Consider the following 26,705-nt stretch of genomic DNA (forward strand, 5'->3'; position numbering starts at 1 on the left):
CAGGCAAACGCCGGCGCCACAGGCAAAAGCGGGGCTACCGGAAAATTCCTCCGGTAGCCCCGCTTTCTCTTGTCCGGCTAGGACTCTTTGGTTCCCTCGGCTTCGCGGTAGATCCCGGCCATCCAGTCCTCCACGTCCCCGGCCTTGCGCGGCAGGGCGGCGCTCAGGTTGACCGGCCCGTCGGCCGTCATCAGGATGTCGTCCTCGATGCGGACGCCGATCCCGCGGTATTCCTCCGGAATGGCCAGGTCCTCGTTCTTGAAGTACAGGCCGGGTTCGATAGTGAACACCATGCCTTCCGTGAGGATGCCGTCAAGGTAGAGTTCACGCTTGGCCTGGGCGCAGTCGTGGACATCGAGCCCCAGGTGGTGGCTGGTGCCGTGCGGCATCCACCGGCGGTGCTGCTGGCCCTCGGGGCTGATGGCTTCCTTTACCGTGACCGGCAGGAGTCCCCACTCGGCAAGCCGCTCAGCCAGCACCGTGGTTGCCGCAGTGTGGATGTCGCGGAACTTCGCGCCGGGCTGCGCGGCGGCAAACCCGGCGTCGGCAGCATCCAGCACCGCTTCGTAGACCTTGCGCTGGATGTCACTGAACACGCCACTGGCGGGAAGGGTCCGCGTGATGTCTGCCGTGTACAGGGAATCTGCTTCCACTCCGGCGTCCAGGAGGAGGAGCTCGCCGGCGTGGATCTTCCCGGTGTTGCGCGTCCAGTGCAGCACGGTTGCGTTGTTGCCGGAGGCGGCGATGGTGTCGTACCCCAGCTCATTCCCGACTTCGCGCGCACGGGCGAAGAACGCGCCTTCCACCACCCGTTCACCGCGGGCATGAGTGAGGGCGCGGGGAAGGACCTTGACCACTTCCTCGAAACCTTCAACCGTGGCGGCCACCGCGAGTTTCATCTGCTCAATCTCCCAGCTGTCCTTCAGCAGGCGCAGTTCGGACAGGGCTTCGCTTAGCTTTTCGTCGAGGGCATCGAGGACCTCGAGGTCCAGGTTCTCCGGGTCCTTTGCCGTGTTGTAGCGGGCGGTGTCCACCAGCGCGTCGATGTTTTCGTCCACTTTCCGGACCAGGCGGATGGAAATGCCGCCGATCTCCGGGGCGCCCACATCCTTGGTGATTGCCGTCTCGAGCTGGTCGATGTGTGCCGTCGCAAGGCCCAGGCGTGCCTCGAACTCGGCCAGCGTGGGGCGGGCGCCAATCCAGAATTCACCCGACCGGGAGTCTGCATAGAACTGCTCTGTGTCCCTCCCGGCCAAGGGCCGGAAGTACAGCGTGGCACGGTGGTTGCCGCCGTCGTCGCCTTTCCCTTCCTCCACCGGCTCCAGGATCAGCACCGCGTCAGGCTCGTGGTCCAGGCCCAGACCGGTGAGGTGGGCAAAACCGGAGTGGGGGCGGAAACGGTAGTCGCAGTCGTTGGAGCGGACCTTCAGCGGGCCCGCGGGGATAAGCAGGCGTTCACCTTTGAACTGGCTGGAGATGGCCTTGCGCCGGGCCGCGGCGTAACCGGCCACGGCGTCGCGCTCGGGGAGTTCCTGGCGGGAGGGCGCCCAGTTGCTGGCCATGAAGGCCTTGAAGGCGTCGGAACTGGGCCGCTGGGAGCGGTTGTTGACGCGCTCGTCCAAGGGCTGGGAAGCAGAGTTCGGGGTGTTTTCGGCATCGTTCACGGCACCATCGTCTCACCAGCTCCGCGGCTGCGCGAACAGGCGGACCACCGGCCGGGCTGGTTCTGCCGGGGCGTGTCCGCCGACGTGGGTTGCAGCAGGGCATACGCGGGGTGAACTCAAGGTCAACTACTCTGGACAGGTGAGGATCGACCTGCATGCCCACTCCAATGTTTCCGACGGTACCGAGAATCCGGCAGACGTCATGGCATCCGCTGCCCGCGCCGGCCTGGACGTGATAGCGCTGACGGACCATGACTCCACTGCCGGCTGGGACGAAGCCTCCCTGGCAGCTGTTGAACACGGTGTTGCCCTGGTACCCGGGATGGAGGTTTCCTGCCGGACGGAGGAGGGCATCAGCGTGCACCTCCTGAGCTACCTTCACGATCCGAAGCATCCGGGGCTCCTTGAGGAAATCACCAAGGCCAAGGACGCCCGGCACACCCGCGCCGAGCGGATGGTCACCCTCCTTGCCGAGGACTACCCCCTCACCTGGGACGACGTCATCCATCATGTGGCCCCCGGCGCCACCCTCGGCCGGCCCCACATCGCAGACGCCCTCGTGGCTGCCGGCGTCGTGGAGGACCGTTCGGAGGCCTTTGCCTCCATCCTGACCTCACGGTCGCGCTACTTCATCCAGCACTACGCACCCGCGCCGGCCATCGCCGTCGAACTGGTCCGCGCCGCCGGCGGCGTCCCGGTCTTCGCCCACCCCGTGGCGTCCTCCCGCGGACGCATCGTGGGGGAGCGCGTCTACCAGGAGATGATCGACGCCGGCCTGGCGGGCCTGGAAATCGACCACCGGGACAACCCGGAGGAGGGGCGCGGCTTCCTGCGGCGGCTCGCGGCCAAGCATGACCTGCTGATTACCGGTTCCTCGGACTACCACGGCACCGGCAAGCCCAACGTGCTGGGGGAAAACCTCACCTCACCGGACGTCCTCGCCCGGATCGAGGAACTCGGGACGGGCACCAAGGTCGTGCGCGCGGGGAAGTAACTTGCTCCCACGCATTGACTAGCAGGCAGGGCCGAGTAACCTTGCGCGTACTGGGGGAGCGGCGCCAGCCGGTCCAGGTCTCATCGAGTCACTACCAACTGATGACGGAGAGATCGATGCTGAAAAAGTCCCTTGCTGCGGCCGGCCTAGCCACAGCCTTTATGTTCGTTCCCGCAGCAGCCAACGCGCTTGACTGTATCAACGTCAGCCGGCCGCCTGCCGCGTGCGGGTCCACCTGTACTGACGGACCTATTTTGAACGGGAACTGGGCCTGGCTTCCCAGTGTCTTCGAGGGTGCTCCGGAAGTCTGGGCATTTGTCCCGCCCGGAACAGTCCAGGGGTTCGGCCTGCCCGGCGAGAAGGGCAACTTCCAGGGCGGCGAAGGCCATGCCCTACTCGTCAATGCAATCTGCGATTCCCAGGGGTCAGTACTCGTGAGCCGGCAGACGGACCACGGGATCCAGTTGATGGAGGGCTGCCCGTAAAGCCGGTGAGGGTGAAGTAAGTCGCGCTAGGTGTCGTTTTGCTGGGTCAAAACGACACTTGGCGCTACCTAGTTGGGCGGGAACGCGGTGAGCTCCGCGTGGGCACCCAGGCGCCTGGCCATGATGTCGATCGCCGGCTGGTTCTGGTCCACGCACACGAACTTCCGGTCCATCTTGGCCGCCACTGCACCCAGGGTCCCGGAGCCGGCAAAGAAGTCCAGGCACCAGTCTCCGGGCCTGCTTGAGGCGGCAACCACCCGGCGGACCAGGCCCTCGGGCTTTTGCGTCGGGTATCCGGTTTTCTCCTTGCCGGTGGGGGAGACGATGGTGTGCCACCAGACGTCGGTGGGCAGTTTCCCCAGTTCGCGCTTGGCGGGCGTCACAAGGCCCGGTGCCATGTACGGCTCGCGGTCCACCTCCGCGCTGTCGAAGTGGTACTTCGCCGGGTTCTTGACATACACCAGGATGTTGTCGTGCTTGGTGGGCCAGCGGTTCTTGGCGCGGGCTCCGTAGTCGTAGGCCCAGATGATCTCGTTCAGGAAGCACTCGCGGCCAAAGATGGCATCCAGCATCACTTTGGCGTAGTGCACCTCGCGGTAGTCGAGGTGCAGGTAGAGGGTGCCGTCATCGGCCAGCAGGCGCCACGCTTCCACGAGCCGGGGCTCCAGGAAGGACCAGTAGTCGCTGAACGCGTCGTCATACCGGTGGAGCGCGCCCTTGATGGTGTCGTAGGAGCGCCCCTTGAATCCGACGCGGTCGCCGGCGCCGTCCGCATTGGCCACCATGGTGGTCTGCTGGCGCCGTTGGGCCCGGCCGGTGTTGAACGGCGGATCCACGTATATCAGTGTGAAGGCGCCGTCCGGCAGCGAGGGAAGGAAGTCCGCGTTGTCCGCGTGGACCACCAGGCTGCTGCCGTCCGGCGCCCAGACAGTGTCAGTCATGGAGGGGTTTAGGCCTCGGTGCTGCCGGGCTGCGTGGCCTTGTCGGCGCCCACTACCTCGCCGTTGCGGCGGCGGGTGCGCGTGCGGGGGCGGCGGGTGCGGGAGGGCTGCTCTGCTTCGCCTGCACCGGCGTTGGCATCACCGGCAGTGACGGGAGCTGCGGCAGGCTCGGACGTACGACGGCGGCGCTCACCTGTGCGGGCAGCGGAGTCGCCGCTGCGCCCGCCTTCGCGCTTGGCGCCGCGGTCCCGGCTGTCGCGTCCCCGGCCGTCGCGGTCGCGGGAACTGCCGGCGTCGCGGCCCCCGCGGGCGTTCTTTTTGCCCGTTTCGCCCAGGTCTTCCAGGACTTCGGCGTCAACTCCGGCCAGGGTGCGCTTGTCGCGCGGGAGCCGGCCTTTGGTGCCCTCGGGAATGTCCAGGTCTTCAAAGAGGTGCGGGGAAGACGAGTAGGTCTCCACAGGCTCCGGCACGCTCAGGCCCAGGGCCTTGTTGATCAGTCCCCAGCGGGGCATGTCGTCCCAGTCCACGAAGGTGACAGCGGTGCCCTTATTGCCGGCGCGGCCGGTCCGGCCCACGCGGTGCAGGTAGATTTTTTCGTCTTCCACGCACTGGTAGTTGATGACGTGGGTGACGTCGTCGACGTCGATGCCGCGCGCGGCGACGTCGGTTGCCACCAGGACGTCCACCTTGTTGTTGCGGAAGGCCCGGAGGGCCTGCTCGCGGGCGCCCTGGCCGAGGTCGCCGTGGATGGCGGCGGCCGCGAAGCCCCGGTCCACGAGTTCCTCGGCAACCTTGGCGGCAGTGCGTTTGGTCTTGGTGAAGATGATGGTCCGGCCGCGGCCGCGGGCCTGCAGGATGCGGGCGACAACCTCGATCTTGTCCATGCTGTGCGCGCGGTAGATCAGCTGGCGGATATCGCGCTTGGTGAGGCCTTCATCATCCGGATCAGCAGCACGGATGTGGGTGGGCTGGGTCATGTACCGCCGGGCCATGGCAATGACGGGGCCGGGCATGGTGGCGGAGAACAGCAGGGTCTGGCGGACCGCCGGCGTGGCCGCGATCAGGGTCTCGACGTCAGGCAGGAAGCCGAGGTCAAGCATTTCGTCGGCCTCGTCCAGGATGACGACCTTGACGTTCTTCAGGCTCAGGTGCTTCTGCTTGAAGAGGTCGATGAGGCGCCCGGGGGTACCCACCACAACCTCCACGCCGTTCTTCAGGGCTTCCACCTGGGGCTCGTAGGCCCGGCCGCCGTAGATGGTGGCGATGCGCGCGTTCCGCTTGCGGGATGCAGTCTGCAGGTCGTTGGCCACCTGTACCGCCAGTTCACGGGTGGGGACGATGACCAGTGCCTGCGGTGCACCCGGGACGGCAAGCTTTTCGTAGCCGGCGTCGTCCCGGCCCACTACCCGCTGCAGGGCGGGGATGCCGAAGCCCAGGGTCTTGCCTGTGCCGGTCTTGGCCTGGCCGATGATGTCGTGTCCGGAGAGGGCAACCGGCAGGGTCATGGCCTGGATGGGGAAGGGGTGGGTAATGCCGGCGTCGGCCAGGGACTCCACGATGTCGGCGCGGACGTTGAAGTCCGCGAAGGACTTCTCCTCAATCTCGTGCGGCTTCTCGTCGGAGATGATGGTTTCTTCGGGCTCAAGCGTTTCGGTGCCGGAGTCGTCCGTCAGAAGCTGGTGGGTATGCAATTCACTCACGTGGAGTTTCCTTATTCATTTGGGCAATGGCGCTGCCTGCTCAACGGGCCGGCCGGCAGGCCGTTCCGGAGCACGCTCAGGCGCGCAAGCAATTCCAGTGGAAGCCGATCGCGGGCTATCTTTATGCTGGCACTGGTGACCAGCGGGTGGTTCTCAAGATCGCGTAGGGGCGGGCTTGTTGGTTTCAAATCAAGGAAATCAACGACCGGGCATCCATTTCTACCTCTTCAGTCTAGCCGCAAGGGCACCGAAATCCGGCTTTTGCCCGCACTGCGGGCCGGATATGCCACAAAACCGCCCCGGGTCACGGCGCCTTCGGCACCAGCTCGAAATGCACTTCACGGGTAGCGATGTCCGAGGACATGAGGCGCACCCGGACCTTGGTTCCGGCCTCCAACTCACCGGCGCAGCGCGCTGTCACTGCAGGTTCGGCGATCTGGATGATCCCGGAGCCGCCGTTGCCGTTCTTGCCGTTGCCGTTTTTGCCCTTGCCGTTGCCGTTCCGGCTCAGGCCGCCGTTCCCGTTCTCCTTCTGGGGCTTCGACCCTGAAATCACGATCGCGTCGAACTCCTGTCCGATGTGGTTGATCAACAGTGCCGCCTCCACCGTGTCCAGCGCCATTCGCTCCATCCGGGACGCCAGCTGGTCCGAGCCCGCCATGATCTCGGGAAGCGACGGCAGGGCGTCCCGCACCCACGCGGGCACCTCGCCGCCATTGCTCAAGGCCTCGCAGGTGACCAGCACGAAGCGGTCCACCAGGCGGCGAAGCGGGGCGGTGGTATGGGCGTACGCGGCGCCGATGGCGGACTGAACGGCGTCATCCGGGACGGTGCCGTCAAAGGCCGTATAGGCGGCCCCACGGAAGAGCATCCCTGCGGAGTGGAGGATTGCGAGCTGGCGGGGATGGGTGGGGTCCAGGCTGCGGAGGTATTCGCCGTAACTGACTTCGCCGTCCCAGGGCTTTCCGAGGGCCTCTGTCTGCAGCCGGAAATGGTTCAGGGAACGCTCGTCCGGGGCCGGCATGGTGCGCAGGATGCCCACTTTCCCGGCCAGCATGAGCTGTGCGGCTGCCATGCCGGTCATCAGCGATATCTGTGCGTTCCAGTCCTCCACGGGCAGCTGCGGGGCGGCGGCAATCCGGTAGCCGCCGTCGGGAAGCTGGACAATCTCCTGGTCCGGCATGTTCAGGCTGGCACCCTCCCGGGCGCGCTCCAGCTCCACGCGCTTGAGCCCCACCTCTTTAAGGAGGCGCAGCACAGGGGAAGGGCTGCCGGCGTCCAGTTCCGCCTGGGCGCCTTTGTAGCTGAGCTTGGTGCGGCTGCGCATCCGGGCACGCCGCACGGCCACGGCCGTGACCTCCGCGTCAACGTCAAGACGGAAGTCCCACACGAACGCGGAACAGTCCTGTCCCGGCAGGAGGCTTCCCGCCCCCTCGCTGATGACTTCGGGATGCAGCGGTATGCGGCCGTCCGGCGTGTAAAAAGTCTGTCCCCGACGCCGCGTCTCAGCGTCCAGCGGGCCGCCGGGAGTAACAAACGCCGGCACGTCGGCGATGGCGTAGAGAACGTGGTAGCCGTTGCCGTCCCGCTCGATGAACAGCGCCTGGTCCAGGTCGGTGGACGATGCCGGATCGATGGTAATGAATTCAACGAAAGTCAGGTCATGGGACGGCAGCTGCAATGCGGACACGGCGGCCTCGGCGTCCTTCACGGCATCATCAGGGTAGGCGCCCGGCAGCTCAAGCTCACTCCGGAGCGCGCCCAGCGCCGCTTCGAGTGCGTTGGTGTGCTCGTGGACATTGGGGGCCAGCCGATGGTGTGACACGAAAATCAGCGTAGCCCGAATTTCGTCAATAGTGCACGGAAGCGGCCCGGAGAGGCACGGCAGTTCCGGCGCGGGATTATGGGCGGGCGGCGTCCAGGGCGCTGAGGAGCGAAGCGGCGGCCGCGGCCGGATCGTCAGCCTCGGTAATGGCCCGGACCACCACGATCCGGCGTGCGCCGGCTTCCACCACCTCTTCGACGTTGGAGTGGTCGATGCCGCCAATCGCGAACCAGGGGACACCGCCGTCGGGCGTGTCCTCCTCCCCGTCCGCCCCGGCAACAGCCGCGGCGGCGTACCTCACCAGGTCAAGCCCGACGGCGGCCCGTCCGGGCTTGGTGGGTGTTGCCCACAGCGGCCCCACGCAGAAGTAGTCCAGCGCCGAGGGGCCGGCGGCGGCAGCCAGGGCGGCGTCCACCTGCTCCGGGCTGTGGCTGGACAGGCCGATGGCCGCGTTGCCGTTCAACAGCGTCCGGGCCGCCTTGAGGGGCAGGTCCTTTTGGCCGATATGGAACACCGGGGCTCCGGACAGCACGGCGATGTCCGCCCTGTCATTCACCGCCCACAGCCGGCCGTGCCGCACCGCCGATTCCTTGAGTACGGCCAGGAGCTCCAGCTCCTCGGCGGCTTCGATGGACTTGTCCCGCAGCTGGATGATGTCCACCCCGCCCGCGAAGGCGGCATCGACGAACTGCCCGAAATCGCCCCGCTCCCGGCGCGCGTCCGTGCAGAGGTAAAGGCGTGCGGCCTGCACGCCGGAACTGCCTTCGGCGTTGAGAAAGGCGTCGGTAGCCGGGACGGGGGATGCAGCGGCAGGAGGGTGGGACACATTCATGGGTGCCAGCCTAGTTCCTCTACACTGGGCCTCGTACTGCGGGAGCCGCGGCAGCTGTCATAAAGCGCCGGGCTGAGAGGGCGTCAGAGCCGACCGCTTGACCTGATCCGGCTAATACCGGCGTAGGGAAGGAGACACTTATGCCCAATGCGCTCGACGCCCCGTACCGGCCCGCGCCCGGCTCCGCACTGGAGGCCGACGTTGCGGTCATCGGCGGGGGAGTCATCGGCCACGGCATCGCCTGGGAGGCGAGGCGGTCCGGACATTCAGCGGTGGTAATCGATGACGCCCCCGGCTCCGGTGCCAGCTGGGCCGCGGCGGGGATGCTTGCCCCGGTGAGCGAACTGCATTACCAGGAGGAGGACCTCCTGGAGCTCATGCTGGAGGCCTCCGGGCGCTGGCCGGGTTTCGCCGCTGGCCTTGCCGCGGCTGCCGGTTCGGATCCCGGGTATCTTACGACGCCGACCCTCGCCGTGGGTGCCGACGCTGCGGACCGGCAGGCGCTGCTGGACCTGCGCGAGGTGCAGCAGGCCAATGGACTGACGGTTGAGCCCCTCACCATCCGTGAAGCCCGGCGCCGGGAGCCGCTGTTGAGCCCGGCCATTGCCTCGGCGCTGAATACACCGGCGGACCACCAGGTGAACCCCAGGCTGCTGGTCGCCTGCTTCCGCCGTGCCCTGGCCCGGCACGCCGGCGGAACTGGTAGCGGCAGAAGCTTCGTGGCCGGAGCCGCCGAGGGCTACGCCGTGCCGGACCGGGCAGCGGGCCTGCTCTGGCGGGACGGAGCCGTCGCCGGTGTCACGCTGGAGGGCGGAGGAACGGTGGCGGCCAGGGAGACCGTAGTGGCCAATGGACTGCACGCTGCGGCCCTGACCGGGCTGCCGGAAAAGCTGCACCTGCCGTTGCGGCCGGTCCACGGTGACATCCTTCGCCTCGCCGTCCCCGCCCACCTCCAGCCGCTGCTGACCTCCACCGTCCGCGGACTGGTCCGCGGGATCCCTGTGTACATCGTCCCCCGGCAGGACGGCACCGTGGTGATCGGGGCAACGCAGCGTGAGGACGCACTGGGGAAGGACAGCGGAACCAGCGCGGGGGCAGTGTCGGCAGGGGGCGTCTACCAGTTGCTGCGCGACGCCCAGGTCCTGGTGCCTGCGGTGGCGGAACTTGAGCTGCTGGAATGCACAGCCCGGGCCCGTCCCGGCACACCTGACAACGCCCCGCTGCTCGGGCGGGTCCCCCTGAAGGACGGCCCTTCAGGGCAAAGCCACGTGGAAGGGCTCATCATTGCCACCGGCTTCTTCCGCCACGGCGTCCTCCTCACCCCGGCAGCGGCCGCGATATGCCGGGACCTGCTCGAAGGCAGGGAGGACCCCCGCTGGGCACCCTTCAATCCCGGCCGCTTTTCCGGCGTCGCCGTTCGGCCTGCTGCAGCGGCCACCCTACCCAACCCCAAGGAGACAGCATGAACATCACCCTGAACGGAACCGGACATACAGTCGCCGACGGCGCGTCCATCACCACGCTCGTCACCGAGGTCACCGGCCGCGCACTGGCCGCTGACGGCCACGCAACCGACGGCCGGAAATTGGGCGTCGCCGTTGCGCGCAACGCCCAGGTGGTGCCCCGGAGCCAGTGGTTCGCTACCGCACTCTCCGAGGGTGACGACGTCGAACTTGTCACGGCAGTACAGGGAGGCTGAACACCATGACGGAAACCCGCAGCACCCTCGACGGCACCCGGCCGGACCTTCATGATCCCCTGGTGATCGACGGCGTCGCGCTCGCGTCCCGGCTCATCATGGGCACGGGCGGCGCGCCCAGCCTTGACGGCCTCGGCGCCGCGCTCCTGGCCTCCGGCACCTCCCTCACCACCGTGGCCATGCGCCGCTATTCGCCCCAGGAGGCAGGCTCGCTTTTCCAGCTCCTCCTGGACCACGGCATCAAGGTCCTGCCCAACACGGCGGGGTGCTTCACCGCCCGGGACGCCGTCCTCACCGCGGAGCTCGCCAGGGAGGCCCTGGAAACCGACTGGGTGAAGCTGGAAGTCATCGCTGACGAACACACCCTCCTGCCGGATGCCGTGGAACTCGTGGATGCCACCGAACAGCTGGTCAACCGGGGGTTCAAGGTTTTTGCGTACACCAATGACGACCCCGTCCTGGCGCTTCGGCTCGAGAACCTGGGAGCTACCGCGGTCATGCCGCTCGGCTCGCCCATTGGCACCGGCCTGGGCATCCTCAACCCGCACAACATCGAGCTCATCGTGTCCCGGGCCTCGGTTCCGGTGGTGCTGGATGCGGGAATCGGCACGGCGTCCGACGCCGCCCTCGCGATGGAACTCGGATGTGATGCCGTGCTCCTGGCCACGGCGGTGACCCGGGCACAGGACCCGGCCATGATGGGCGCCGCCTTCAAGCACGCCGTCATCGCAGGTAGGCTGGCGAAAGCGGCAGGTCGCATACCTCGCCGTGAACACGCGCTGGCGTCGTCGGCGATGGAAGGCCGGGCCGAGTTCCTGTAGGGCCCGCTTTCCGCCGGCCGGCGCCTTGATTCAAGGAGCAGCAGTGGCCGGCAAAGACGCCCTTCCCCCGGAACGAATCGACGAAGCCTTGGCTGGACTGCCTGATTGGCGGGCCGACAATGGCGGATTGGTCACTGTCTTCAAGATGCCGACGGCGGTTGCCGCACTTGAGCTGATTGCCGCCGTCGGACGTCTGGCCGAGGAACAAAACCACCATCCCGACCTCGACTGGCGTTACAACCGCGTCTTTATCCGCTACACGTCCCACGACGCCGGGGGACAGGTGACTGACCGGGACATCGCGGCAGCTGCGGGAGCAAGTGAAGCTGCGGCAGCGTCGGGGGCCGTGGCCGAGCCGGCGAAGTACGGGCCGGGGCGTTAGTAGCCTCGCCACCAGCCACTGGTCCCTAAGCAGCAGTGGCCGCCACCCCTGGCGGGATGGCGGCCACTGCTGCCGGTTGCCTTGCGCCGGCCCTATGCCCGGAGGATCGCCGTAAGCCTTTCGGCGTCCCGGCGCGCACGCGTGCGGCCAAGATACACGGCTGCTCCTGTTGCGGCGCCGGCGCCCAGCACGATGGGCAGGACCCACGGGATCCAGGTCAGCCCTGGCAGGTAGCCGAAACCGGCCGCCATCAGGACAATCCAGCTCAAAGCCGCCATTGCTACGGCGACCCCGGCGGGCAGGCCTGCGCCATACTTGGCGTGCCGCTTGTCGTTTGCCCAGATGATGAAGCCTGCCGCGGCGGCAGCCAGTACAACGATGGTCAGCGAAAGCATGGATCTCCTTGGGCTTCGGACGCGGTTTTTCGGCCGGCCGCTAGAACTGGCCGAAACCTACGCGCCGTGCCTCTTCTGCGCCGATTTCCACGTAGCCGAGCGCATTTCCGGGAACAATGATCACGCGTCCCTTTTCATCCTTCAGGCGAAGTTCGCTGCCCGCGGTGATGGCTTCCCCCACGACCTTGGCCACAGAAGCCGCGTCCTCGGTTGATTCGAGCACAATTTCGCGGGCAACATTCTGAACGCCGATCTTAATTTCCACAGGGGCCTCCCAGCCAGTCAAAGTTCGTTGGTGATGTCTTATTTGTAGTCTAGGACTCTTTGGGGAAGCGCGAGATTCCGCGCCAAGCTAAACGGTAGATGAGGTCGCTGGCCACATTGATGTCCAGGTTGCCGTCCGTTTCAAGCCAGTACCTGGCACTGACCTGCGCCATCCCGGCCAGTCCCCGGCCCAGCAACTGCGCTTCGAGATGGGGGAGCTTGGTGTCCTCGGCGATGACGCGGGCGATGGCATCGGCAAATGTCCTGTTGAACGTCTCCAGCCGCGAGCTGACGTCGGGATCGTTGATCAGGTCGGACTCAAACACCAGCCGGTGGGCCTGGTCATCGCTGGCGATGAACTGGAAGTAGGCGCGCATGACGGCCTGAACGCGTTCGTCGTTATCGGTGGTGGAGTTCAGCGCACCCAGCATCAGTTCGGTGAGGGAGGCCAGATGGCTTTCAAGCAAGGCGAGGTACAGCTCGCGTTTTGAGGGAAAATGCTGGTAAAGGACGGGTTTGCTGACGTGCGCCGTCTCGGCAATCTCGTCCATGGCCGCGCCGTGGTACCCGTTGGCCACGAAGACTTCCTGGGCTGCGTTGAGGAGCTGCGCGCGCCGCTCGTCACGCGGAAGCCTGGCCGACCGCTGACCCGCGGGACGCGGGGGAGTTTGCGGTTCGGCGGCTGACGGGCGGTCAGCCCGTGCTTCATGGACCACAGTTGTCCTACTTTCCGTTGCAGTTACTTCCACTTTACTGCGGGGTAATATGACCCGGCAGTATCCGGGGGATACATTGAAGTATGGCTTCGACATTCACCGCAAATGTTTCACCCGTGTCATTGGATCCGCTGGTGGAACCGGGCCCGGACCTTACCCCTGCCGAGGTGGAGCGCTATTCCCGGCACCTCATCATCCCCGAGATCGGCTCGGTGGGTCAGCGGCGGCTCAAGAATGCGAAAGTGCTCGTTATCGGTGCCGGCGGGCTCGGCTCCCCGGCACTCCTGTATCTTGCGGCCGCCGGCGTCGGAACGCTGGGAATCATCGACGACGACGACGTTGACCTTAGCAACCTGCAGCGCCAGGTCATCCATGGCGTGGCGGATGTTGGCCGCCCCAAAATCGAGTCCGCCCGGGACGCCATCGCGGCCCTCAACCCGCTGGTGGACGTGCGGCTGCACAATGTCCGGCTGGACGCGTCCAACGCGCTGGAGCTGTTCGCCGGCTACGACCTGATCCTCGACGGCGCGGACAACTTCGCCACCCGCTACCTGGTCAACGACGCCGCCGCCATCCTGGGCAAACCCTACGTCTGGGGTTCCATCTTCCGGTTCGACGGCCAGGTGAGTGTCTTCTGGGAGAAGTTCGGGCCCACCTATCGGGATCTCTACCCTGAGGCGCCGCCGGCAGGCTCGGTGCCCTCGTGCGGCGAGGGCGGCGTGTTCGGCATGCTGTGCGCAGCCGTGGGATCGCTTATGGTGACGGAGGCAGTCAAGCTGATTACCGGCGTCGGACGTTCCCTGTTGGGCCGTGTGGCACTGTTTGACGCCTTGGGCGGAAGCTGGCGCGAGATCCGTGTTTCAAAGGACCCCGCGGCCGCGCCCATCACGGAGCTGACCGACTACGAGGCCTTCTGTGGCGTCACGCCGGCGGCCCCCTCCGACACGGAGCACACCGTCACGGCCACCCAGCTGGCCACCATGCTCGCCGCGCGCAAGGCGGGGCTGAAGGACTTTGAGCTGGTGGACGTCCGCGAATCGGGGGAGTTCGACATCGTCCGGATCGACGGCGCGAAGCTCATCCCGCAGGGCCGGATCCTTGCAGGCGAGGCGTGGAATGAGCTCCCGCAGGACAGGGACATTGTGTTCCACTGCAAGGCCGGGTCGCGTTCGGCCAATGTGCTCGCCGCGGCGCAGAAGGCGGGCTACCAGCGGGTGAGCCATCTCGACGGCGGCATCCTCGCCTGGGTGCGCGAGGTGGAACCCCACAAGCCCGTTTACTGATCCCCGCCCCTTTCAGCCCTCTCTCACTTGACGTCCCTTCTAACACGACGCTCTCGCACTTAATGCGCTGTTTTGAGGGATGCTCTCTCACTTTCCTGAGGCAAGTGAGAGAGCATCGCCGGAAAAGGCGCATTAAGTGAGAGAGCATCGCCGGGAAAGGGGCATTAAGTGAGAGAGGGTCCGCGCGGCGGGAGGCGCGGTCAGGCGGTTTCGAGGCCCCGGTGGTCCACCGGGCATTCGGCCTGCGGCGCCACCGATGCCGGCTGCTCCACGGTGATGCCGTAGAGGGCTTCCAGGGCGGCCACGTAGTCATCCTGCTGGCCGTTGGCGGCAAGTTCGCGGGCCCGCACCGTGGGCACATGGAGAAGCTGCTTGACCATGCGGCGGAGTGCGAACTCCACTTCCTCGGCAGCGGCGGTGCAGCCGTGCCGGGCCCGGACTTTTTCCATTTCGGAGTCCAGGACGCTCATGGTGTGGCGGCGGAGCGCAACGATCGCGGAATCCACGGAGCGGGCCTCGCGTTCCTGCTCGAACGCCTTGGCGGCGCCGCTGACGATTCCGCTGGCCTGGGCAAGCGACTCGGCCTGTTCCTGGGGTGCGGCGAGGCGGACCGATTCCAGGGTGAGCAGCTCCACGCCGTCAAGCTCGCCGACCCCCGGATCGAAGTCGTGGGTGAGCGCAAGGTCGATGGCGATCAGGGGCTGCGGGGAGTCGGCCCGGACTTCGGCCAGCTCGTCGGCCTCCACCCGGGTGTCGGAACCGCTGCAGCCGATCATCACGTCTGCTGCCGCGACCGCCGGCCGGAGTGAATCGGCGTCCAGCGCCGTGCCGCCGCGGGTGGCAACAAATCCTTCGGCGCGGCCGGACGAGGAGAAAACCGAGATGTCGGTGCAGCCGCGTTCACGCAGGAGCGCCATGGTGGCCCCGGCGTAGGCGCCGGTACCGAAGACCACAACCTTCTTGCTGGTCCAGTCCGGGTTTTCGGAAAGATCAGTGGCCAGGTCGAGTGCGACGGAAACGATCGAGAGGCCACGGGAACCGAGGGCAGTCTGTGCTCCCACGTCCTTGGCGGTCTTGGACGCCGCCTGGAAAAGCCGGACCAAACCGGAGCTTGCCGTGCCTTCATGCTGGGCGGTGATCAGTGCGCGCCGTACCTGTCCGGCGATCTCCCGCTCTCCGACCACTGCGGAGTCCAGGCCGGCGCTGACGGCAAAGAGGTGCTGGCTGACTTCAGGACCCGTGCGGGTGCTGAAGGAGCGTGAGACGAGCGGTTCGCTCAGTCCGCTGGTTTCGCTGATCTTGGCCACCAGGGCGGCGCGGGCCGCCTCCACATCGTCAGGCCGGGCGGCTTCGCCGTAGATTTCGTAGCGGTTGCAGGTGGCAAGGACAATCGCACCCGTCACTGCCGTCGATCCGGAGAGGGCGGATGTGGCGATCTCCGAAGAACCGTTGCTCAACTGAGCAACGGTCTCAAGATCGATGTCGGCGTGTGTAGCCACCAATGAAAAAAGAACCACAGCAGGTCAATCATAGCTTTTTCGTTACTCGGTAGAACAACTCCCCGGGCTGCCGGACGGGAGCGCGGGCTGTGATTCCTGCCACGGCGCGGTGGCAGGGCTCCCGCGTGACACTTTGTCGTTATCTTTTGGAGTCATTTTTCGGCACAATCAAAGGCATGACTTCCAGCCCCGCCACATCCGCTGCCGGCGTCCTCGCCGCAGACCACCCGCTGGTGGATGGCCGCACCGCAGACTCACCCCTCATCACGGCCTACCGCGGAGGCAAGCCGTCCCGGCGTCCCGTCTGGTTCATGCGCCAGGCCGGACGTTCACTGCCGGAGTACCTGAAGGTCCGCGAAGGCGTCGCCATGCTGGACTCCTGCCTGCGCCCCGAACTGGCTTCCGAGATCACCCTCCAGCCCGTCCGCCGCCACGACGTTGACGCCGGCATCTTCTTCTCCGACATCGTCATTCCCCTGAAGCTCGCCGGCGTGGGCGTGGACATCGTTCCGGGCGTGGGGCCGGTCCTGGACACCCCGGTCCGCACTGCTGCGGACGTGGCGGCGCTGCCGCAGCTCACCTGGGAATCGCTGGAACCCATCCGTGAAGCGGTCCGCCTCACCGTGGCCGAGCTCGGCAAGACACCGTTGATCGGCTTTGCGGGCGCACCCTTTACCCTTGCCGCTTACATGGTGGAGGGAAAGCCGTCCCGCGACCACCTGGGTCCGCGCACCATGATGCACGCTGATCCGGAAACCTGGCACGCCCTGGCCAACTGGGCCGCGGACGCCTCCGGAATGTTCCTCCAGGCACAGCTTGAGGCCGGTGCCTCGGCGGCCCAGCTCTTTGACTCCTGGGCCGGTTCCCTGGGCCTGGCGGACTACACGAAGTACGTGGCGCCGGCCTCGGGCCGCGCCCTGGACCATGTCCGGCACCTCGGGGCGCCGCTGATCCACTTCGGCACCGGAACGTCAGAGCTCCTGGTGGCAATGCGGGATGTGGGTGTGGACGTTGTGGGCGTGGACTACCGGCTTCCGCTCGATGAGGCGAACCGCCGGCTGGGCGGCACGGTGCCGCTGCAGGGAAACATCGACCCCGCCCTGCTCCCTGCTCCGTGGGAAATCCTTGAGGCCCACGTCCGCGACGTCATAGCCGCAGGCGCGGCTGCTCCCGGGCACGTGGTCAACCTGGGGCACGGCGTCCCGCCGGAGACGGACCCCGCCGTCCTCACCCGCGTGGTTGAACTTATCCACTCCATCTCCCCGGAGTAGGCCGATGGGCAGTACGTCGGCAACAACCGGGACGGCACTGGTGCTGGGCGGCGGCATCTCGGGACTGCTGTCCGCCCGCGGGCTGGCGTCCGCCGGGTACCAGGTGACGCTCCTTGAAGCCGGAGCTGAATGGGGCGGCTGCGTGGGCAGCCACACGGTGGCCGGCCTGACCCTTGACAGCGGCGCCGAATCCTTCGCCACCCGGTCCGACGCTGTCTCAGCGCTGGCCGCTGAGCTGGGACTGTCGGCCAAGATCGTGCCGCCCCGCCCGGGGGGTGCCTGGGTCCAGCTCCCGGACGGCCCGCGCGAGTTGCCGAAGACAGGTGTGCTGGGAATTCCGGCCAACCCGTGGGATCCCGAAGTCCGGCGTTCGCTCGGCCTCATCGGCACCCTCCGGGCCTCCCTTGATAAGTTCCTCCCGGCTTCGGTTGGGACCACAGCGGACGTTATCAGTGTCTCGGCACTGGTCAAGGCGCGCATGGGCACCCGTGTCCTGGAGCGGCTGGTGGCGCCGGTTGTGGGCGGCGTCCACTCGGCGGATCCCGGGATGCTCGACGTCGACATGGTGGCACCCGGGCTGCGCGAGGGGCTGCGGCGGCACGGGTCCCTGGCCGCCGCCGTCTCCGCCCAGCGCCGCATGGGGGCTGCTCCTGCCGCGCAGGGGGACACGCCGGCCCCTGCCGGTCCGGCCAAGGCAGGCTCCGCGGTTGCGGGGCTGGAGGGCGGCATGCACACGCTCATTTCCGCCCTGGTCTCCGACCTCCGCCGCCGGGGAGTCAGGCTGCTGCCCGGCACCCCGGCCGAGTCTGTGATCCGCACCCCTGAAGGCTGGCGCGTCAGGTCGGCAGGAGCAACGTTCGACGCCGGCCTGCTGGTAGTGGCAGTGGACGGTCCGGCCGCCGTCGGACTGCTTGAAGACGCGGTGCCCGGCCTTGCAGGGAAGCGGCCGCCGGCAGGCCCGGACGTCAAGCTTGTCACGCTGGTCCTGGCCGGCCATGAACTTGACCGCCGGCCGCGCGGCTCAGGCGTCCTGGTGGCACCGCAGACTCCCGGTATTGAAGCGAAGGCACTGACGCACGCGACCGGAAAGTGGGACTGGCTGGCCGATGCCGCCGGGCCGGGGCGGCACGTGGTCCGGCTCTCGTACGGGCGCGTGGACGGTGCCGGGGAACAGTCCGGTGGCCCGGACACGGATGAAGGACTCCTGGCCGCGTCGCTGCGAGATGCCCGGGCCCTGCTGGGCGTCCCCATCACCAGGGAAAACCTGCTGGACTGGGACGTGGTCCGCTGGCGCGGGTCGCTGCCCTTCGCCGCCGTAGGCCATAAAGCGCGGGTGGCCGAAATCCGGGAAGCCTGCGCGTCGGCGGGGAACCTGGCCGTGGTGGGAGGCTGGGTGGCCGGCAACGGGCTTGCCGCCGTGGTGTCCGACACGAACGAACAGATCCGGGCCCTGGCCCGCTAAATGTTGCCGCTGGTCAGCGGCGCAGCAGGGCATTACGGCGCCCCACAGGCGTTGCGGCCGGGTACTTCGCCGGTTTCCGTTTCCCCTTCCGATATGGCTAGGGTCGATGACTATGGTTTACATCAGGTCCGAACTTTTCACATCCCGGACCGGTATCCATGGGGGGCTCCGGCGCGGCACTGCGGCTGCGGCAGTCGGAGCGGTACTGGTCCTTGCAACAGGCGTTCCGGCATCCCACGGTGATGACGGGAATCCGCAATCCGGCGTCGATGCCGGCCCGGGCCAGGACGCCACGGGCCAGGGCCGGGATGGGAAGGAAGCGCGGCAGGCGGCCACCCTTTCGGTATTGTCCGTCCCCACAGCGCTCCTGCCGGTGGTCACGACTTCGCTGGCGCCGGCCGTGACCACGGCTCCCACGACAGCTTCCTTGGCACTTCCGGCACCCTTGCCGTCGATACCACTCCCGACGCCGTCGGACGTTCCGCTTCTCCCGGCCGCGACGGCTCCGGCAGTAATCGTTCCGGTGCCATCCTCGCCATCGCCGGAGTCCCAGGCCCAGGAACTTCCCGCAGCCGAGGCTCCTGCCGCCCCCACCCCGGAAACCGCTGCCCAGGCCGCGGCTCCGGGTACGGTGCCCGTGCCGTCGTCGGAATCTGCCGGAGAGGTGAACGGCGCCGCGGCAGCCGGCGGAAACCCGCCCGCGATGGAACTGCCGGCAGGCGAAAGCGGAGCCGGCCAGGCCGGGCCCGGCGGGGAATCCGTGGCCGGGGCTGAAGCGCCGGTACCCGCGGCCGCAACGCAGGCTGCCGCCGCACCACAGGAAGCCGGAGGCCCCGCCCCGCAGGCCGCGGGCGTCCCCCGCAGCGCGGCGCAGAGCGTTGGCGCCATCGTCAAGTCGCAGCCGGAACTGGAAGCCGTGATGGTCGGGCTCGGCGTTGGCCTGGTGGGCCTGGCTGCCGCGGCCGGTGCAGCCTACTTCCGAATGCGGAAGCCGTAGCCGAAACCGGCGGATGCCGCATGCAGTCCCGGCGCCGGCGTGACTTTAATCACTTCTACCGCTTGTAGAAGTCGCTGGTTTCGCCTTGGTGGGCAGAAGGGGGCAAACTTGTAACCATGAGCCACACTTCTGCCGAATCTGTCACTAAAACCGAAGAATCAGCCGAGCAGTTTTTCACCCTCTGGACGGTATTCAAGCGCTCCGAAAACCTGATCCGCAGCGCCGACGCCGCCGCTGACTTCGAGACCCTGCTGGAACGGCTTGCCCACGCCGGGGTGACCCACCGCGGAAGCTACGACGTCTCCGCGATGCGGGCTGACGCCGACGTCATGGTGTGGCTCCACGGCCCGAAGCCGGAAGCCCTGCAGCAGGCCATCCGGGACATCCGCCGCTGCAGCCTGTTTGCCGGCACAGAGATTGTGTGGTCCGCCATGGGCGTGCACCGCGAGGCCGAGTTTGCGAAGAACCACACCCCGGCGTTCTCCCGTGGGGTTGCGCCGGCGGAGTGGCTGTGCGTCTACCCCTTCGTCCGGTCCTACGAGTGGTACATCCTCCCCGAGGACGAGCGTGGCGCCATGCTTCGCGAGCACGGCCTCCTGGGCCGGGAGTTCCCGCAGGTCATCTCCAACACCGTTTCTTCGTTCGCCCTGGGCGACTGGGAATGGATCCTGGGCCTTGAGGCCCCGGAACTGGTGGACCTGGTGGACCTGATGCGCCACCTGCGCAACACCGAGGCCCGCAACCACGTCCGTGAGGAAGTCCCGTTCTACACCGGACGCCGGATCTCCCCGGCCGAAGTGGCGGAGGTGCTCGCATGAACCTGCCGGTTTCCAGCAACGCCGCCGCCGTCAATCCGGTCACCGAAGCCGGGCGGATGGCGCCGAAGAACTACGACGCCGTGCTCCTCGCCTCCTTCGGCGGGCCGGAAGGCCAGGAGGACGTCATCCCCTTCCTCCGCAACGTCACCCGCGGCCGGGGCATCCCGGACGAACGGCTGGAAGAGGTCTCGCACCACTACCGCGCCAACGGCGGCATCAGTCCCATCAACCAGCAGAACCGCGAGCTCAAGGCTGCCCTGGAGGCGGAACTCGCCGCCCGGGGGATCGACCTGCCCGTCCTCTGGGGCAACCGCAACTGGGCACCGTACATCCCGCAGACCCTGCAGGACGCGTACGACGCCGGCCACCGCCGCCTGCTGATGATCACCACGAGTGCCTACTCCTGTTACTCCAGCTGCCGCCAGTACCGCGAGGACATCGGCATGGCCTTGACGGAGACCGGCCTGGACGGCCGGCTGGAAGTGGACAAGGTGCGCCAGTACTTCGACCACCCCGGCTTCGTGGAGCCCTTCATTGAGGGCACCGCTGCAGGCCTCGCCGACGTCCGGGAAAAGCTCGCAGCGGCCGGCACTCCCGATGCGCCCGTCCAGATCCTGTTCGCCACCCACTCCATTCCCACCCGGGACGCGGAAGCGGCCGGCCGGTCCGAAGGCGAACCCCGCGAGTTCGAGGAAGGCTCGGCCTACGTGGCCCAGCACCTTGCCACCGCGGATGCCGTCATCCAGCGCGTCAAGGACGAAACCGGCCTGACCGCCCCCTGGTCCCTGGTGTACCAGTCACGCTCCGGCGCTCCGCACGTGCCATGGCTTGAGCCGGACATCAATGACGCCATCGAGGAGCTGGCCGGCCAGGGCGTCAAGGGCATCGTCATTGTGCCGCTGGGGTTCGTCAGCGACCACATGGAAGTTGTCTGGGACCTTGACACCGAAGCCCTGGAAACCTGCGCCAAGCTTGGACTCGCCGCCACCCGCGTCCCCACGCCGGGCACGCACCGCAAATTCGTCAACGGCCTGGTGGACCTGATCTCCGAACGCACCGTGGCGAACAACATCAGCGGCCGTCCGGCGCTGACGGACCTCGGTCCCTGGTACGACGTCTGCCGGCCGGGATGCTGCCAGAACTTCCGTGGCGAGAAGCCCACCATCGCCGGAGCAGACACCACCGTTGGCACCGGGCACGACCCCTATCCCGGCGAAGCCGGGACGGGGCAGCCGGCCTCTTCCGGGGGAGCGCCGCAGCAGTGACGGTCCGCATCGGCACCCGTGCCAGCAAGCTGGCGCTCACCCAGACGCAGCAGACGGCAGACCAGCTTGCCGCCGTCGGAGGCTTCCCGGTGGAACTCGTCCACATCAGGACCGACGGCGACGTCCTCACCGGCTCGCTCTCGCAGATGGGGGGCACCGGGGTCTTCGTTGCCGCCCTGCGTGATGCGCTGCTGCGCAATGAATGCGACGTTGCGATCCACTCGCTCAAGGACCTGCCCACCGGGGCGGCAGTGGGGCTCAGCCTCGCGGCCACCCCGCGGCGCGTCGATGTCCGCGACGTCCTGTGTGCCCGCGACGGGCTGAAACTGGCTGACCTTCCCGCAGGTGCCAGGGTGGGTACCGGTTCGCCCCGGCGCGCAGCCCAGCTCCGCACCGCCCGCCCGGACCTGGAGATCGTGGACATCCGCGGCAACGTGGACACCCGCCTGGGGCGGGTTCCCGGGTTGCCGGGCAACACCGTCAGCGACGTGGTTCCGGGCAAGTCCTGCGACCTGGATGCCGTGGTTCTCGCAGCCGCAGGCCTGGAACGCATCAGCCGCCTGGATACGGTCAGCGAGTTCCTCGAAACGGACGTTATGCTGCCCGCTGCAGGCCAGGGCGCGCTCGCCATCGAGTGCCGCACCGCGGACGCTCCGCCGAGGCCCGGCTTCGCAGAAGGTTCGAAGGAAGTCCTGGCGCAGGCGCTGGCTGCGCTGGATGATCCGGACACCCGGCTTGCCGTCACGGCGGAACGGGCCCTGCTTGCACGGCTTGAGGCCGGATGCGCGGCGCCCGTCGGCGCCTACGCTTACCGCAAGGGCAGCCTGCTCCACCTGGAGGCGGCGGTATGTGCCGTGGACGGCACCGCCTCGGTCCGGGACAAGCGCGCCACCGACGGCCTGACAGAGGTGGGTGCCACGCTGCTCGGCATCGAACTTGCCGAAGCACTCCTGGCCGCCGGCGCCGCTGACATAGCGGACCTGCAGGCTTCCTGATCCCGGCCATGCCCAAGGCACCGTTGGCGGGGGCGCGGGTACTCATCACCCGCAGCCCGGAGCGCTCGCTGCCCCTCGTGGAGGCGCTGCGGAAGGCTGGAGCCGACGCATTGCTGCTGCCCTTGATCGACTTCGAACGGGCTCCGGACCAGCATTCCCTTGACGTTGCCTGCGATGCCCTGGCCGCCGGGGCCTTCGACTGGCTGGTAGTCAGCAGCGCCACCACGGTCCATGTGCTCGCTGCCAAGGCCGCCGAACGTGGCCTGGCGCTGGCCCGCTGGATCCCGGCTGCCACCCGCATCGCAGCCGTGGGCGCTGCGACCCGCAGGCTCCTGGAGGCCCATGGGGTTGCTGTGGCCCTGGCGCCGGAGGAGGATCAGTCCGCCGCCGGCCTGCTGTCCGTGTGGCCGGACGGGGGCGGCAAGGTCCTGCTGCCGCAGGCGGACATCGCGCCGCCGCGCCTGGCGGAGGGACTTTCAGGGGCCGGCGGCAGCGTCACCGCCGTCACGGCCTACCGCACGGTGGACTACCCGGCGGCAGCGGAGCGCAGGCTCGCCATCCCGGCGGAGGACGGGGCAGGGGAGGGGCAGCCGCCGTCGTACGCTTTGCTGACCCCGGCAACCGCCGCCGCTGAACTCGCCGCGGGACGCATCGACGCCGTGATCGCCGCTTCACCGAGCGCCGCGCGGCGCCTCCATGAGCTGTTTCCCCTGGGCCGCTGCCGGTTCGTGGCGATTGGACGGCCGACGGCGGACCAGGCTTCCGCGCTTGGCTTGCCGGTGGCCGCCATCGCGGCCCGGCCCACGCCGGCCGGGCTTGTTGCCGCCGTGGCGGCAGCCCTCCAGCCGGAACAAGACGCAGGGAAGCCGCCCTGACGCGGGGGACGCCCGCCAACGGACACCCACCACGCTTGAACCAAAGCAAAGGACAGGATCATGACTTTTCCCAGCGACCGCCCCCGCCGCCTCCGCACCACGCCGGCCATGCGCCGGCTTACCGCCGAAACCCGCCTGGCGCCCGCCGAGTTGATTCTTCCGGCGTTCATCCGCGAAGGCCTGGCCGAGCCCAACCCCATCACCTCCATGCCAGGGGTTGTCCAGCACACCACCGACACCCTGAAGCGCGCCGCGGCGGAAGCCGTGGAGCTGGGGCTCGGCGGAATCATGCTGTTCGGCATCCCGGAAACCCGCGACGCCGAGGGAACGGCATCGCTTGACCCGGACGGGGTGCTGAACAAGGCCATCCGGGACGTGCGTGCCGAAGTCGGGGACAGCCTGGTGATCATGAGCGATGTGTGCCTGGACGAGTTCACGGACCACGGGCACTGCGGAGTGCTCGACGCCGACGGCTACGTGGACAACGACCGCACGGTTGGGATCTATGCACGGATGGCCGTGGCCCAGGCAGACGCCGGCGCCCACATGCTGGGGCCCTCCGGAATGATGGACGGCCAGGTTGCCGCGATCCGGTCCGCCCTTGACCAGGCCGGGCACACCAACACCTCCGTCATCGCCTACGCAGCCAAGTACGCGTCGGCGTTCTACGGCCCGTTCCGCGAAGCCGTTGATTCCCAGCTGAAGGGGGACAGGCGGACCTACCAGATGGACGCCGGCAACCGCACCGAGGCCCTGCGCGAAGTGGAACTGGACCTCGCCGAGGGGGCCGACGTCGTCATGGTCAAGCCCGCCATGAGCTACCTGGACATCGTCGCAGACGTCGCCGCCATGAGTCCGGTGCCGGTGGCCGCGTACCAGATCTCCGGAGAGTACGCGATGATCGAGGCCGCGGCCGCCAACGGCTGGATCGACCGGCGCGCCGCCATCACCGAATCGGTACTGGGCATCCGCCGCGCCGGCGCCCACATGGTCCTGACCTACTGGGCCGCCGAACTGGCCGGCTGGCTGAAGGAGTCCTGATGGTTGGCTCACCGACACCCCGGCCCGTCGCTGTTCCGGAGAGTCCCACCGCCCCGGTGGCACCGGACCGGATACTCCTGGGCCTGAACACGTTCGGCGACGTCGGCGAGAATGCGGACGGAAGCCCGCAGCCGCATGCCCGGGTACTCCGCCAGCTGCTTGAAGAGGCTCAGATGGCGGACGCCGTCGGACTCCATGCGTTTGGCGTGGGCGAGCACCACCGCAAGGACTATGCCGTTTCAGCGCCGGAAGTCTTCCTCGCCGCCGCTGCCGCCCGCACCACCCGGATCCGGCTGGGCTCAGCCGTCACGGTCCTGAGCTCCGATGACCCCATCCGCGTGTTCCAGCGTTTCTCCACCGTGGATGCCCTTTCCAACGGCCGCGCTGAAGTCATGCTGGGCCGCGGCTCCTTCATCGAGTCCTTCCCGCTGTTCGGACTGGACCTCGCAGACTACGAGCTCCTGTTCGAGGAAAAACTCGAGCTCTTTGACAAGGTGCGGGCTCAGAAACCAGTGCACTGGGAGGGCCGTACCAGGCCGCCCGTGGCCGGGCTGAGCGTGTACCCGCCGCTCGAGCGGCACCTGCTGCCCACCTGGATCGGCGTCGGCGGCACCCCCGAGTCCGTGCTGAGGTGCGCCCAATACGGCTATCCCATCATCTTCGCGATCATCGGCGGGCAGCCGCGTGGCTTCCGGCCGCTGGTGGACCTGTACCGCGAGGCCATGGCCAAGTACGGCCACCCGATGCAGCAGGTTGCCACGCATTCTCCCGGACACGTGGCGGAGACCGACGAGCAGGCCAGGGAGGAACTCTTCCCGCACTGGCTGAAGCTGCGGAACAAGCTCGGCGCTGAACGGGGCTGGGGGCCTGCCGGACGGGGCGAGTTTGAGGCGCTGTGCGCTCCGGAAGGGGCGCTGTATGTCGGCTCCCCGGAAACGGTGGCGCGCAAGATCGTGCTGCTGAAACAGAACCTGGGCGTGGACCGCTTCGACCTTAAATACAGCAACGGGCCGCTGCCGCACTCTGCAATGATGCGCTCCATCGAGCTGCTGGGTACGGCCGTGGCGCCGCGCGTGGCTGAACTGCTCGGCACCTGACGCACCCGGCGCCGGCCACCTGAGAGAATAGGAACCATGACTGCCAGCAACCCTCGCAACGAGGAACTCTTCGACCGCGCCCGCCAGTTGATGCCGGGCGGGGTCAACTCACCGGTCCGTGCCTTCGGGTCCGTGGGCGGTACCCCGCGCTTCATGGTCTCCGCCAAGGGACCGTACCTCACGGACGCCGACGGCAAGGAATACGTGGACCTTGTCTGCTCCTGGGGTCCGGCGCTGCTGGGCCACGCCCACCCGGCTGTGCTGGAGGCCGTCCACGCCGCCGTGGACCGCGGCCTGTCCTTCGGAGCGTCCACCCCGGACGAGGCCAACCTGGCGGAAATCGTGAAGGACCGCGTACCCGCAGTCGAGCGCCTCCGGATGGTGTCCACCGGCACCGAAGCCACCATGACCGCCGTGCGCCTGGCCCGCGGCTTCACCGGACGCAACCTCATCATCAAGTTTGCCGGCTGCTACCACGGCCACCTGGACGGACTCCTTGCCGCCGCAGGGTCCGGCGTCGCCACCCTCGCCCTGCCGGGTTCCGCCGGCGTCACCGAGGCCACGGCCGCAGAAACGCTGGTGCTTCCCTACAACGACCTCGCCGCCGTCAAGGAAGCCTTCGCCACCCACGGGCCCAACATCGCCGCTGTCATCACGGAGGCAGCGCCGGCGAACATGGGCGTGGTGACACCGGAAGAAGGCTTCAACCTGGGCCTGTCCCGCATCACCCGCGAACACGGGGCGCTGCTCATCGTGGACGAAGTGCTCACCGGGTTCCGCACCGGCTATTCCGGCTACTGGGGCCTGACCGGCGGGGCGCCGGACGCCGCCGAGCCGTGGACGCCGGACCTGCTCACCTTCGGCAAAGTCATCGGTGGAGGGATGCCGACGGCGGCCCTCGGCGGACGTGCCGACGTCATGGACTACCTCGCGCCCACCGGCCCGGTGTACCAGGCGGGAACACTGTCCGGAAACCCTGTGGCGATGGCGGCCGGCGTGGCCACGCTGACTCATGCCACCCGCGATGTCTACTCCTTCATCGACGTCCGTTCGCTGGAACTCTCCTCTGCCCTGTCCGGCGCCCTGGACGCCGCCGGGGTGGACCACTCGATCCAGTTTGCCGGCAACCTCTTCTCGGTGGCCTTCGGCACCTCAGCCAACGGCGTCCACAACTACGCTGACGCCCAGGCGCAGGAGAGCTTCCGCTACGCGCCGTTCTTCCACTCGATGCTGGAGTCCGGGGTGTACCTGCCGCCGTCGGTCTTTGAGGCCTGGTTCCTGTCCGCTGCTCACGACGACGCGGCCATGAACCGGATCTATGATGCACTGCCTGCCGCAGCCAAGGCGGCAGCAGCGGCCCGGGGCTAGAAACTCCGGAACATCC

27 protein-coding genes and 1 riboswitch are annotated in these 26,705 nt (G+C 67.8%); of the genes, 18 read left to right on the forward strand and 9 right to left on the reverse strand.

Going from position 1 to position 26,705, the window contains the following annotated elements; genetic code table 11:
* Nucleotides 1–77: 77 nt before the first annotated feature.
* Nucleotides 78–1,664, reverse strand: coding sequence for an aminopeptidase P family protein (locus tag GK109_RS16650; protein ID WP_321213986.1), 1,587 nt, complete (start codon nucleotides 1,662–1,664; stop codon nucleotides 78–80).
* 139 nt (nucleotides 1,665–1,803) lie between these two features.
* Here GK109_RS16650 and GK109_RS16655 point away from each other — a divergent pair, with 139 nt between their 5' ends.
* Nucleotides 1,804–2,658, forward strand: coding sequence for a PHP domain-containing protein (locus GK109_RS16655; RefSeq protein WP_321213985.1), 855 nt, complete (start codon nucleotides 1,804–1,806; stop codon nucleotides 2,656–2,658).
* Nucleotides 2,659–2,912: 254 nt separating this feature from the next.
* Nucleotides 2,913–3,143 carry a hypothetical protein gene (locus GK109_RS16660; protein ID WP_157241708.1) on the forward strand — a complete coding sequence of 77 codons (231 nt, stop codon included), beginning with the start codon at nucleotides 2,913–2,915 and terminating at the stop codon, nucleotides 3,141–3,143.
* Between the two features lie 68 nt (nucleotides 3,144–3,211).
* Here the strand turns inward: GK109_RS16660 and GK109_RS16665 are convergent, their stop codons facing one another.
* On the reverse strand, nucleotides 3,212–4,084 hold the full coding sequence (locus tag GK109_RS16665) for a site-specific DNA-methyltransferase (RefSeq protein WP_157241709.1): 873 nt from the start codon (nucleotides 4,082–4,084) through the stop codon (nucleotides 3,212–3,214).
* Between the two features lie 8 nt (nucleotides 4,085–4,092).
* Nucleotides 4,093–5,784, reverse strand: coding sequence for a DEAD/DEAH box helicase (locus GK109_RS16670; protein WP_323056614.1), 1,692 nt, complete (start codon nucleotides 5,782–5,784; stop codon nucleotides 4,093–4,095).
* A gap of 26 nt (nucleotides 5,785–5,810) precedes the next feature.
* On the opposite strand from GK109_RS16670, the gene GK109_RS16675 reads away from it, so the two are divergent.
* On the forward strand, nucleotides 5,811–5,951 hold the full coding sequence (locus GK109_RS16675) for a hypothetical protein (RefSeq protein WP_157241710.1): 141 nt from the start codon (nucleotides 5,811–5,813) through the stop codon (nucleotides 5,949–5,951).
* Between the two features lie 137 nt (nucleotides 5,952–6,088).
* On the opposite strand, the gene GK109_RS16680 is transcribed toward GK109_RS16675, so the two are convergent.
* Both GK109_RS16680 and thiE read right to left on the reverse strand, forming a co-directional pair.
* The gene (locus GK109_RS16680) at nucleotides 6,089–7,609 is read right to left on the reverse strand and encodes an RNB domain-containing ribonuclease (protein ID WP_321213982.1); all 1,521 of its coding nucleotides are present in this window, start codon (nucleotides 7,607–7,609) and stop codon (nucleotides 6,089–6,091) included.
* 76 nt (nucleotides 7,610–7,685) lie between these two features.
* Nucleotides 7,686–8,441, reverse strand: coding sequence for a thiamine phosphate synthase (gene thiE, locus GK109_RS16685; protein WP_157241711.1), 756 nt, complete (start codon nucleotides 8,439–8,441; stop codon nucleotides 7,686–7,688).
* Between the two features lie 28 nt (nucleotides 8,442–8,469).
* A riboswitch (TPP riboswitch) is annotated at nucleotides 8,470–8,587 on the forward strand.
* Between thiE and thiO the strand changes: the two genes are divergently transcribed.
* From thiO to GK109_RS16705, 4 genes are all read left to right on the forward strand, one after another.
* Complete coding sequence (gene thiO / locus GK109_RS16690; protein ID WP_157241712.1) at nucleotides 8,582–9,907, forward strand: glycine oxidase ThiO; 1,326 nt, start codon at nucleotides 8,582–8,584, stop codon at nucleotides 9,905–9,907. (Overlaps the previous riboswitch by 6 nt.)
* The gene (thiS, locus tag GK109_RS16695) at nucleotides 9,904–10,140 is read left to right on the forward strand and encodes a sulfur carrier protein ThiS (protein WP_157241713.1); all 237 of its coding nucleotides are present in this window, start codon (nucleotides 9,904–9,906) and stop codon (nucleotides 10,138–10,140) included. Before thiO ends, thiS begins: the two co-directional genes overlap by 4 nt.
* Before the next feature lie 5 nt (nucleotides 10,141–10,145).
* Nucleotides 10,146–10,961 (forward strand): thiazole synthase, encoded by an 816-nt coding sequence (locus GK109_RS16700; RefSeq protein ID WP_157241714.1) that lies wholly within the window; start codon nucleotides 10,146–10,148, stop codon nucleotides 10,959–10,961.
* A gap of 43 nt (nucleotides 10,962–11,004) precedes the next feature.
* Nucleotides 11,005–11,343, forward strand: a complete 339-nt coding sequence (locus tag GK109_RS16705) for a 4a-hydroxytetrahydrobiopterin dehydratase (RefSeq protein WP_370460653.1) — start codon at nucleotides 11,005–11,007, stop codon at nucleotides 11,341–11,343.
* Nucleotides 11,344–11,435: 92 nt separating this feature from the next.
* On the opposite strand, the gene GK109_RS16710 is transcribed toward GK109_RS16705, so the two are convergent.
* From GK109_RS16710 to GK109_RS16720, 3 genes are read right to left on the reverse strand one after another with little or no spacing between them, the layout of a single operon-like run.
* Entirely contained in the window at nucleotides 11,436–11,738 is a 303-nt protein-coding gene (locus tag GK109_RS16710) for a hypothetical protein (RefSeq protein WP_157241716.1), read from the reverse strand.
* Between the two features lie 40 nt (nucleotides 11,739–11,778).
* Complete coding sequence (locus GK109_RS16715; protein WP_321213976.1) at nucleotides 11,779–12,003, reverse strand: DUF3107 domain-containing protein; 225 nt, start codon at nucleotides 12,001–12,003, stop codon at nucleotides 11,779–11,781.
* A 49-nt stretch (nucleotides 12,004–12,052) separates the two neighbouring features.
* Nucleotides 12,053–12,718 (reverse strand): TetR/AcrR family transcriptional regulator, encoded by a 666-nt coding sequence (locus tag GK109_RS16720; RefSeq protein WP_104998498.1) that lies wholly within the window; start codon nucleotides 12,716–12,718, stop codon nucleotides 12,053–12,055.
* 83 nt (nucleotides 12,719–12,801) lie between these two features.
* Here GK109_RS16720 and moeB point away from each other — a divergent pair, with 83 nt between their 5' ends.
* Nucleotides 12,802–14,001, forward strand: a complete 1,200-nt coding sequence (moeB, locus tag GK109_RS16725; RefSeq protein WP_157241719.1) for a molybdopterin-synthase adenylyltransferase MoeB — start codon at nucleotides 12,802–12,804, stop codon at nucleotides 13,999–14,001.
* A gap of 200 nt (nucleotides 14,002–14,201) precedes the next feature.
* Here the strand turns inward: moeB and GK109_RS16730 are convergent, their stop codons facing one another.
* Nucleotides 14,202–15,518 carry a glutamyl-tRNA reductase gene (locus GK109_RS16730; protein WP_323056608.1) on the reverse strand — a complete coding sequence of 439 codons (1,317 nt, stop codon included), beginning with the start codon at nucleotides 15,516–15,518 and terminating at the stop codon, nucleotides 14,202–14,204.
* Between the two features lie 158 nt (nucleotides 15,519–15,676).
* Here GK109_RS16730 and hemE point away from each other — a divergent pair, with 158 nt between their 5' ends.
* From hemE to hemL, 10 genes are all read left to right on the forward strand, one after another.
* Nucleotides 15,677–16,771: a uroporphyrinogen decarboxylase gene (gene hemE, locus GK109_RS16735; protein WP_157241720.1), complete on the forward strand. Its 1,095-nt coding sequence runs from the start codon at nucleotides 15,677–15,679 to the stop codon at nucleotides 16,769–16,771.
* Nucleotides 16,772–16,775: 4 nt separating this feature from the next.
* Nucleotides 16,776–18,233, forward strand: coding sequence for a protoporphyrinogen oxidase (gene hemG / locus GK109_RS16740; RefSeq protein WP_157241721.1), 1,458 nt, complete (start codon nucleotides 16,776–16,778; stop codon nucleotides 18,231–18,233).
* Nucleotides 18,234–18,339: 106 nt separating this feature from the next.
* Complete coding sequence (locus GK109_RS16745; protein ID WP_157241722.1) at nucleotides 18,340–19,230, forward strand: hypothetical protein; 891 nt, start codon at nucleotides 18,340–18,342, stop codon at nucleotides 19,228–19,230.
* A 116-nt stretch (nucleotides 19,231–19,346) separates the two neighbouring features.
* Nucleotides 19,347–20,048, forward strand: coding sequence for a hydrogen peroxide-dependent heme synthase (gene hemQ, locus GK109_RS16750; RefSeq protein ID WP_157241723.1), 702 nt, complete (start codon nucleotides 19,347–19,349; stop codon nucleotides 20,046–20,048).
* On the forward strand, nucleotides 20,045–21,313 hold the full coding sequence (locus tag GK109_RS16755) for a ferrochelatase (RefSeq protein ID WP_157241724.1): 1,269 nt from the start codon (nucleotides 20,045–20,047) through the stop codon (nucleotides 21,311–21,313). The genes hemQ and GK109_RS16755 overlap by 4 nt, the downstream gene beginning before the upstream one ends.
* Nucleotides 21,310–22,308 (forward strand): hydroxymethylbilane synthase, encoded by a 999-nt coding sequence (hemC, locus tag GK109_RS16760; protein WP_321213970.1) that lies wholly within the window; start codon nucleotides 21,310–21,312, stop codon nucleotides 22,306–22,308. The genes GK109_RS16755 and hemC overlap by 4 nt, the downstream gene beginning before the upstream one ends.
* 8 nt (nucleotides 22,309–22,316) lie before the next feature.
* Nucleotides 22,317–23,183: a uroporphyrinogen-III synthase gene (locus GK109_RS16765; RefSeq protein WP_157241725.1), complete on the forward strand. Its 867-nt coding sequence runs from the start codon at nucleotides 22,317–22,319 to the stop codon at nucleotides 23,181–23,183.
* A 60-nt stretch (nucleotides 23,184–23,243) separates the two neighbouring features.
* A complete protein-coding gene (gene hemB, locus GK109_RS16770; RefSeq protein WP_157241726.1) occupies nucleotides 23,244–24,224 on the forward strand; it encodes a porphobilinogen synthase in 981 nt (326 codons plus the stop codon).
* Nucleotides 24,224–25,321 carry an LLM class flavin-dependent oxidoreductase gene (locus GK109_RS16775; protein ID WP_157241727.1) on the forward strand — a complete coding sequence of 366 codons (1,098 nt, stop codon included), beginning with the start codon at nucleotides 24,224–24,226 and terminating at the stop codon, nucleotides 25,319–25,321. The genes hemB and GK109_RS16775 overlap by 1 nt, the downstream gene beginning before the upstream one ends.
* Before the next feature lie 36 nt (nucleotides 25,322–25,357).
* A complete protein-coding gene (gene hemL / locus GK109_RS16780) occupies nucleotides 25,358–26,689 on the forward strand; it encodes a glutamate-1-semialdehyde 2,1-aminomutase (protein ID WP_157241728.1) in 1,332 nt (443 codons plus the stop codon).
* Nucleotides 26,690–26,705 lie beyond the last annotated feature (16 nt).

Origin of the sequence: Pseudarthrobacter sp. GA104 (genome assembly GCF_009741265.1) — a bacterium.
Classification (GTDB): Bacteria; Actinomycetota; Actinomycetes; order Actinomycetales; family Micrococcaceae; genus Arthrobacter.

Coding starts and splice junctions, on each gene's coding strand:
- moeB (WP_157241719.1), top strand. CDS start 12,802: ATGGCTTCGACATTCACCGCAAATGTTTCACCCGTGTCATTGGATCCG.
- thiO (WP_157241712.1), top strand. CDS start 8,582: ATGCCCAATGCGCTCGACGCCCCGTACCGGCCCGCGCCCGGCTCCGCA.
- GK109_RS16675 (WP_157241710.1), top strand. CDS start 5,811: ATGGCGCTGCCTGCTCAACGGGCCGGCCGGCAGGCCGTTCCGGAGCAC.
- hemE (WP_157241720.1), top strand. CDS start 15,677: ATGACTTCCAGCCCCGCCACATCCGCTGCCGGCGTCCTCGCCGCAGAC.
- hemB (WP_157241726.1), top strand. CDS start 23,244: ATGACTTTTCCCAGCGACCGCCCCCGCCGCCTCCGCACCACGCCGGCC.
- hemG (WP_157241721.1), top strand. CDS start 16,776: ATGGGCAGTACGTCGGCAACAACCGGGACGGCACTGGTGCTGGGCGGC.
- thiS (WP_157241713.1), top strand. CDS start 9,904: ATGAACATCACCCTGAACGGAACCGGACATACAGTCGCCGACGGCGCG.
- GK109_RS16775 (WP_157241727.1), top strand. CDS start 24,224: ATGGTTGGCTCACCGACACCCCGGCCCGTCGCTGTTCCGGAGAGTCCC.
- GK109_RS16745 (WP_157241722.1), top strand. CDS start 18,340: ATGACTATGGTTTACATCAGGTCCGAACTTTTCACATCCCGGACCGGT.
- hemL (WP_157241728.1), top strand. CDS start 25,358: ATGACTGCCAGCAACCCTCGCAACGAGGAACTCTTCGACCGCGCCCGC.
- hemQ (WP_157241723.1), top strand. CDS start 19,347: ATGAGCCACACTTCTGCCGAATCTGTCACTAAAACCGAAGAATCAGCC.
- thiE (WP_157241711.1), bottom strand. CDS start 8,441: ATGAATGTGTCCCACCCTCCTGCCGCTGCATCCCCCGTCCCGGCTACC.
- GK109_RS16755 (WP_157241724.1), top strand. CDS start 20,045: ATGAACCTGCCGGTTTCCAGCAACGCCGCCGCCGTCAATCCGGTCACC.
- GK109_RS16765 (WP_157241725.1), top strand. CDS start 22,317: ATGCCCAAGGCACCGTTGGCGGGGGCGCGGGTACTCATCACCCGCAGC.
- GK109_RS16665 (WP_157241709.1), bottom strand. CDS start 4,084: ATGACTGACACTGTCTGGGCGCCGGACGGCAGCAGCCTGGTGGTCCAC.
- GK109_RS16700 (WP_157241714.1), top strand. CDS start 10,146: ATGACGGAAACCCGCAGCACCCTCGACGGCACCCGGCCGGACCTTCAT.
- GK109_RS16710 (WP_157241716.1), bottom strand. CDS start 11,738: ATGCTTTCGCTGACCATCGTTGTACTGGCTGCCGCCGCGGCAGGCTTC.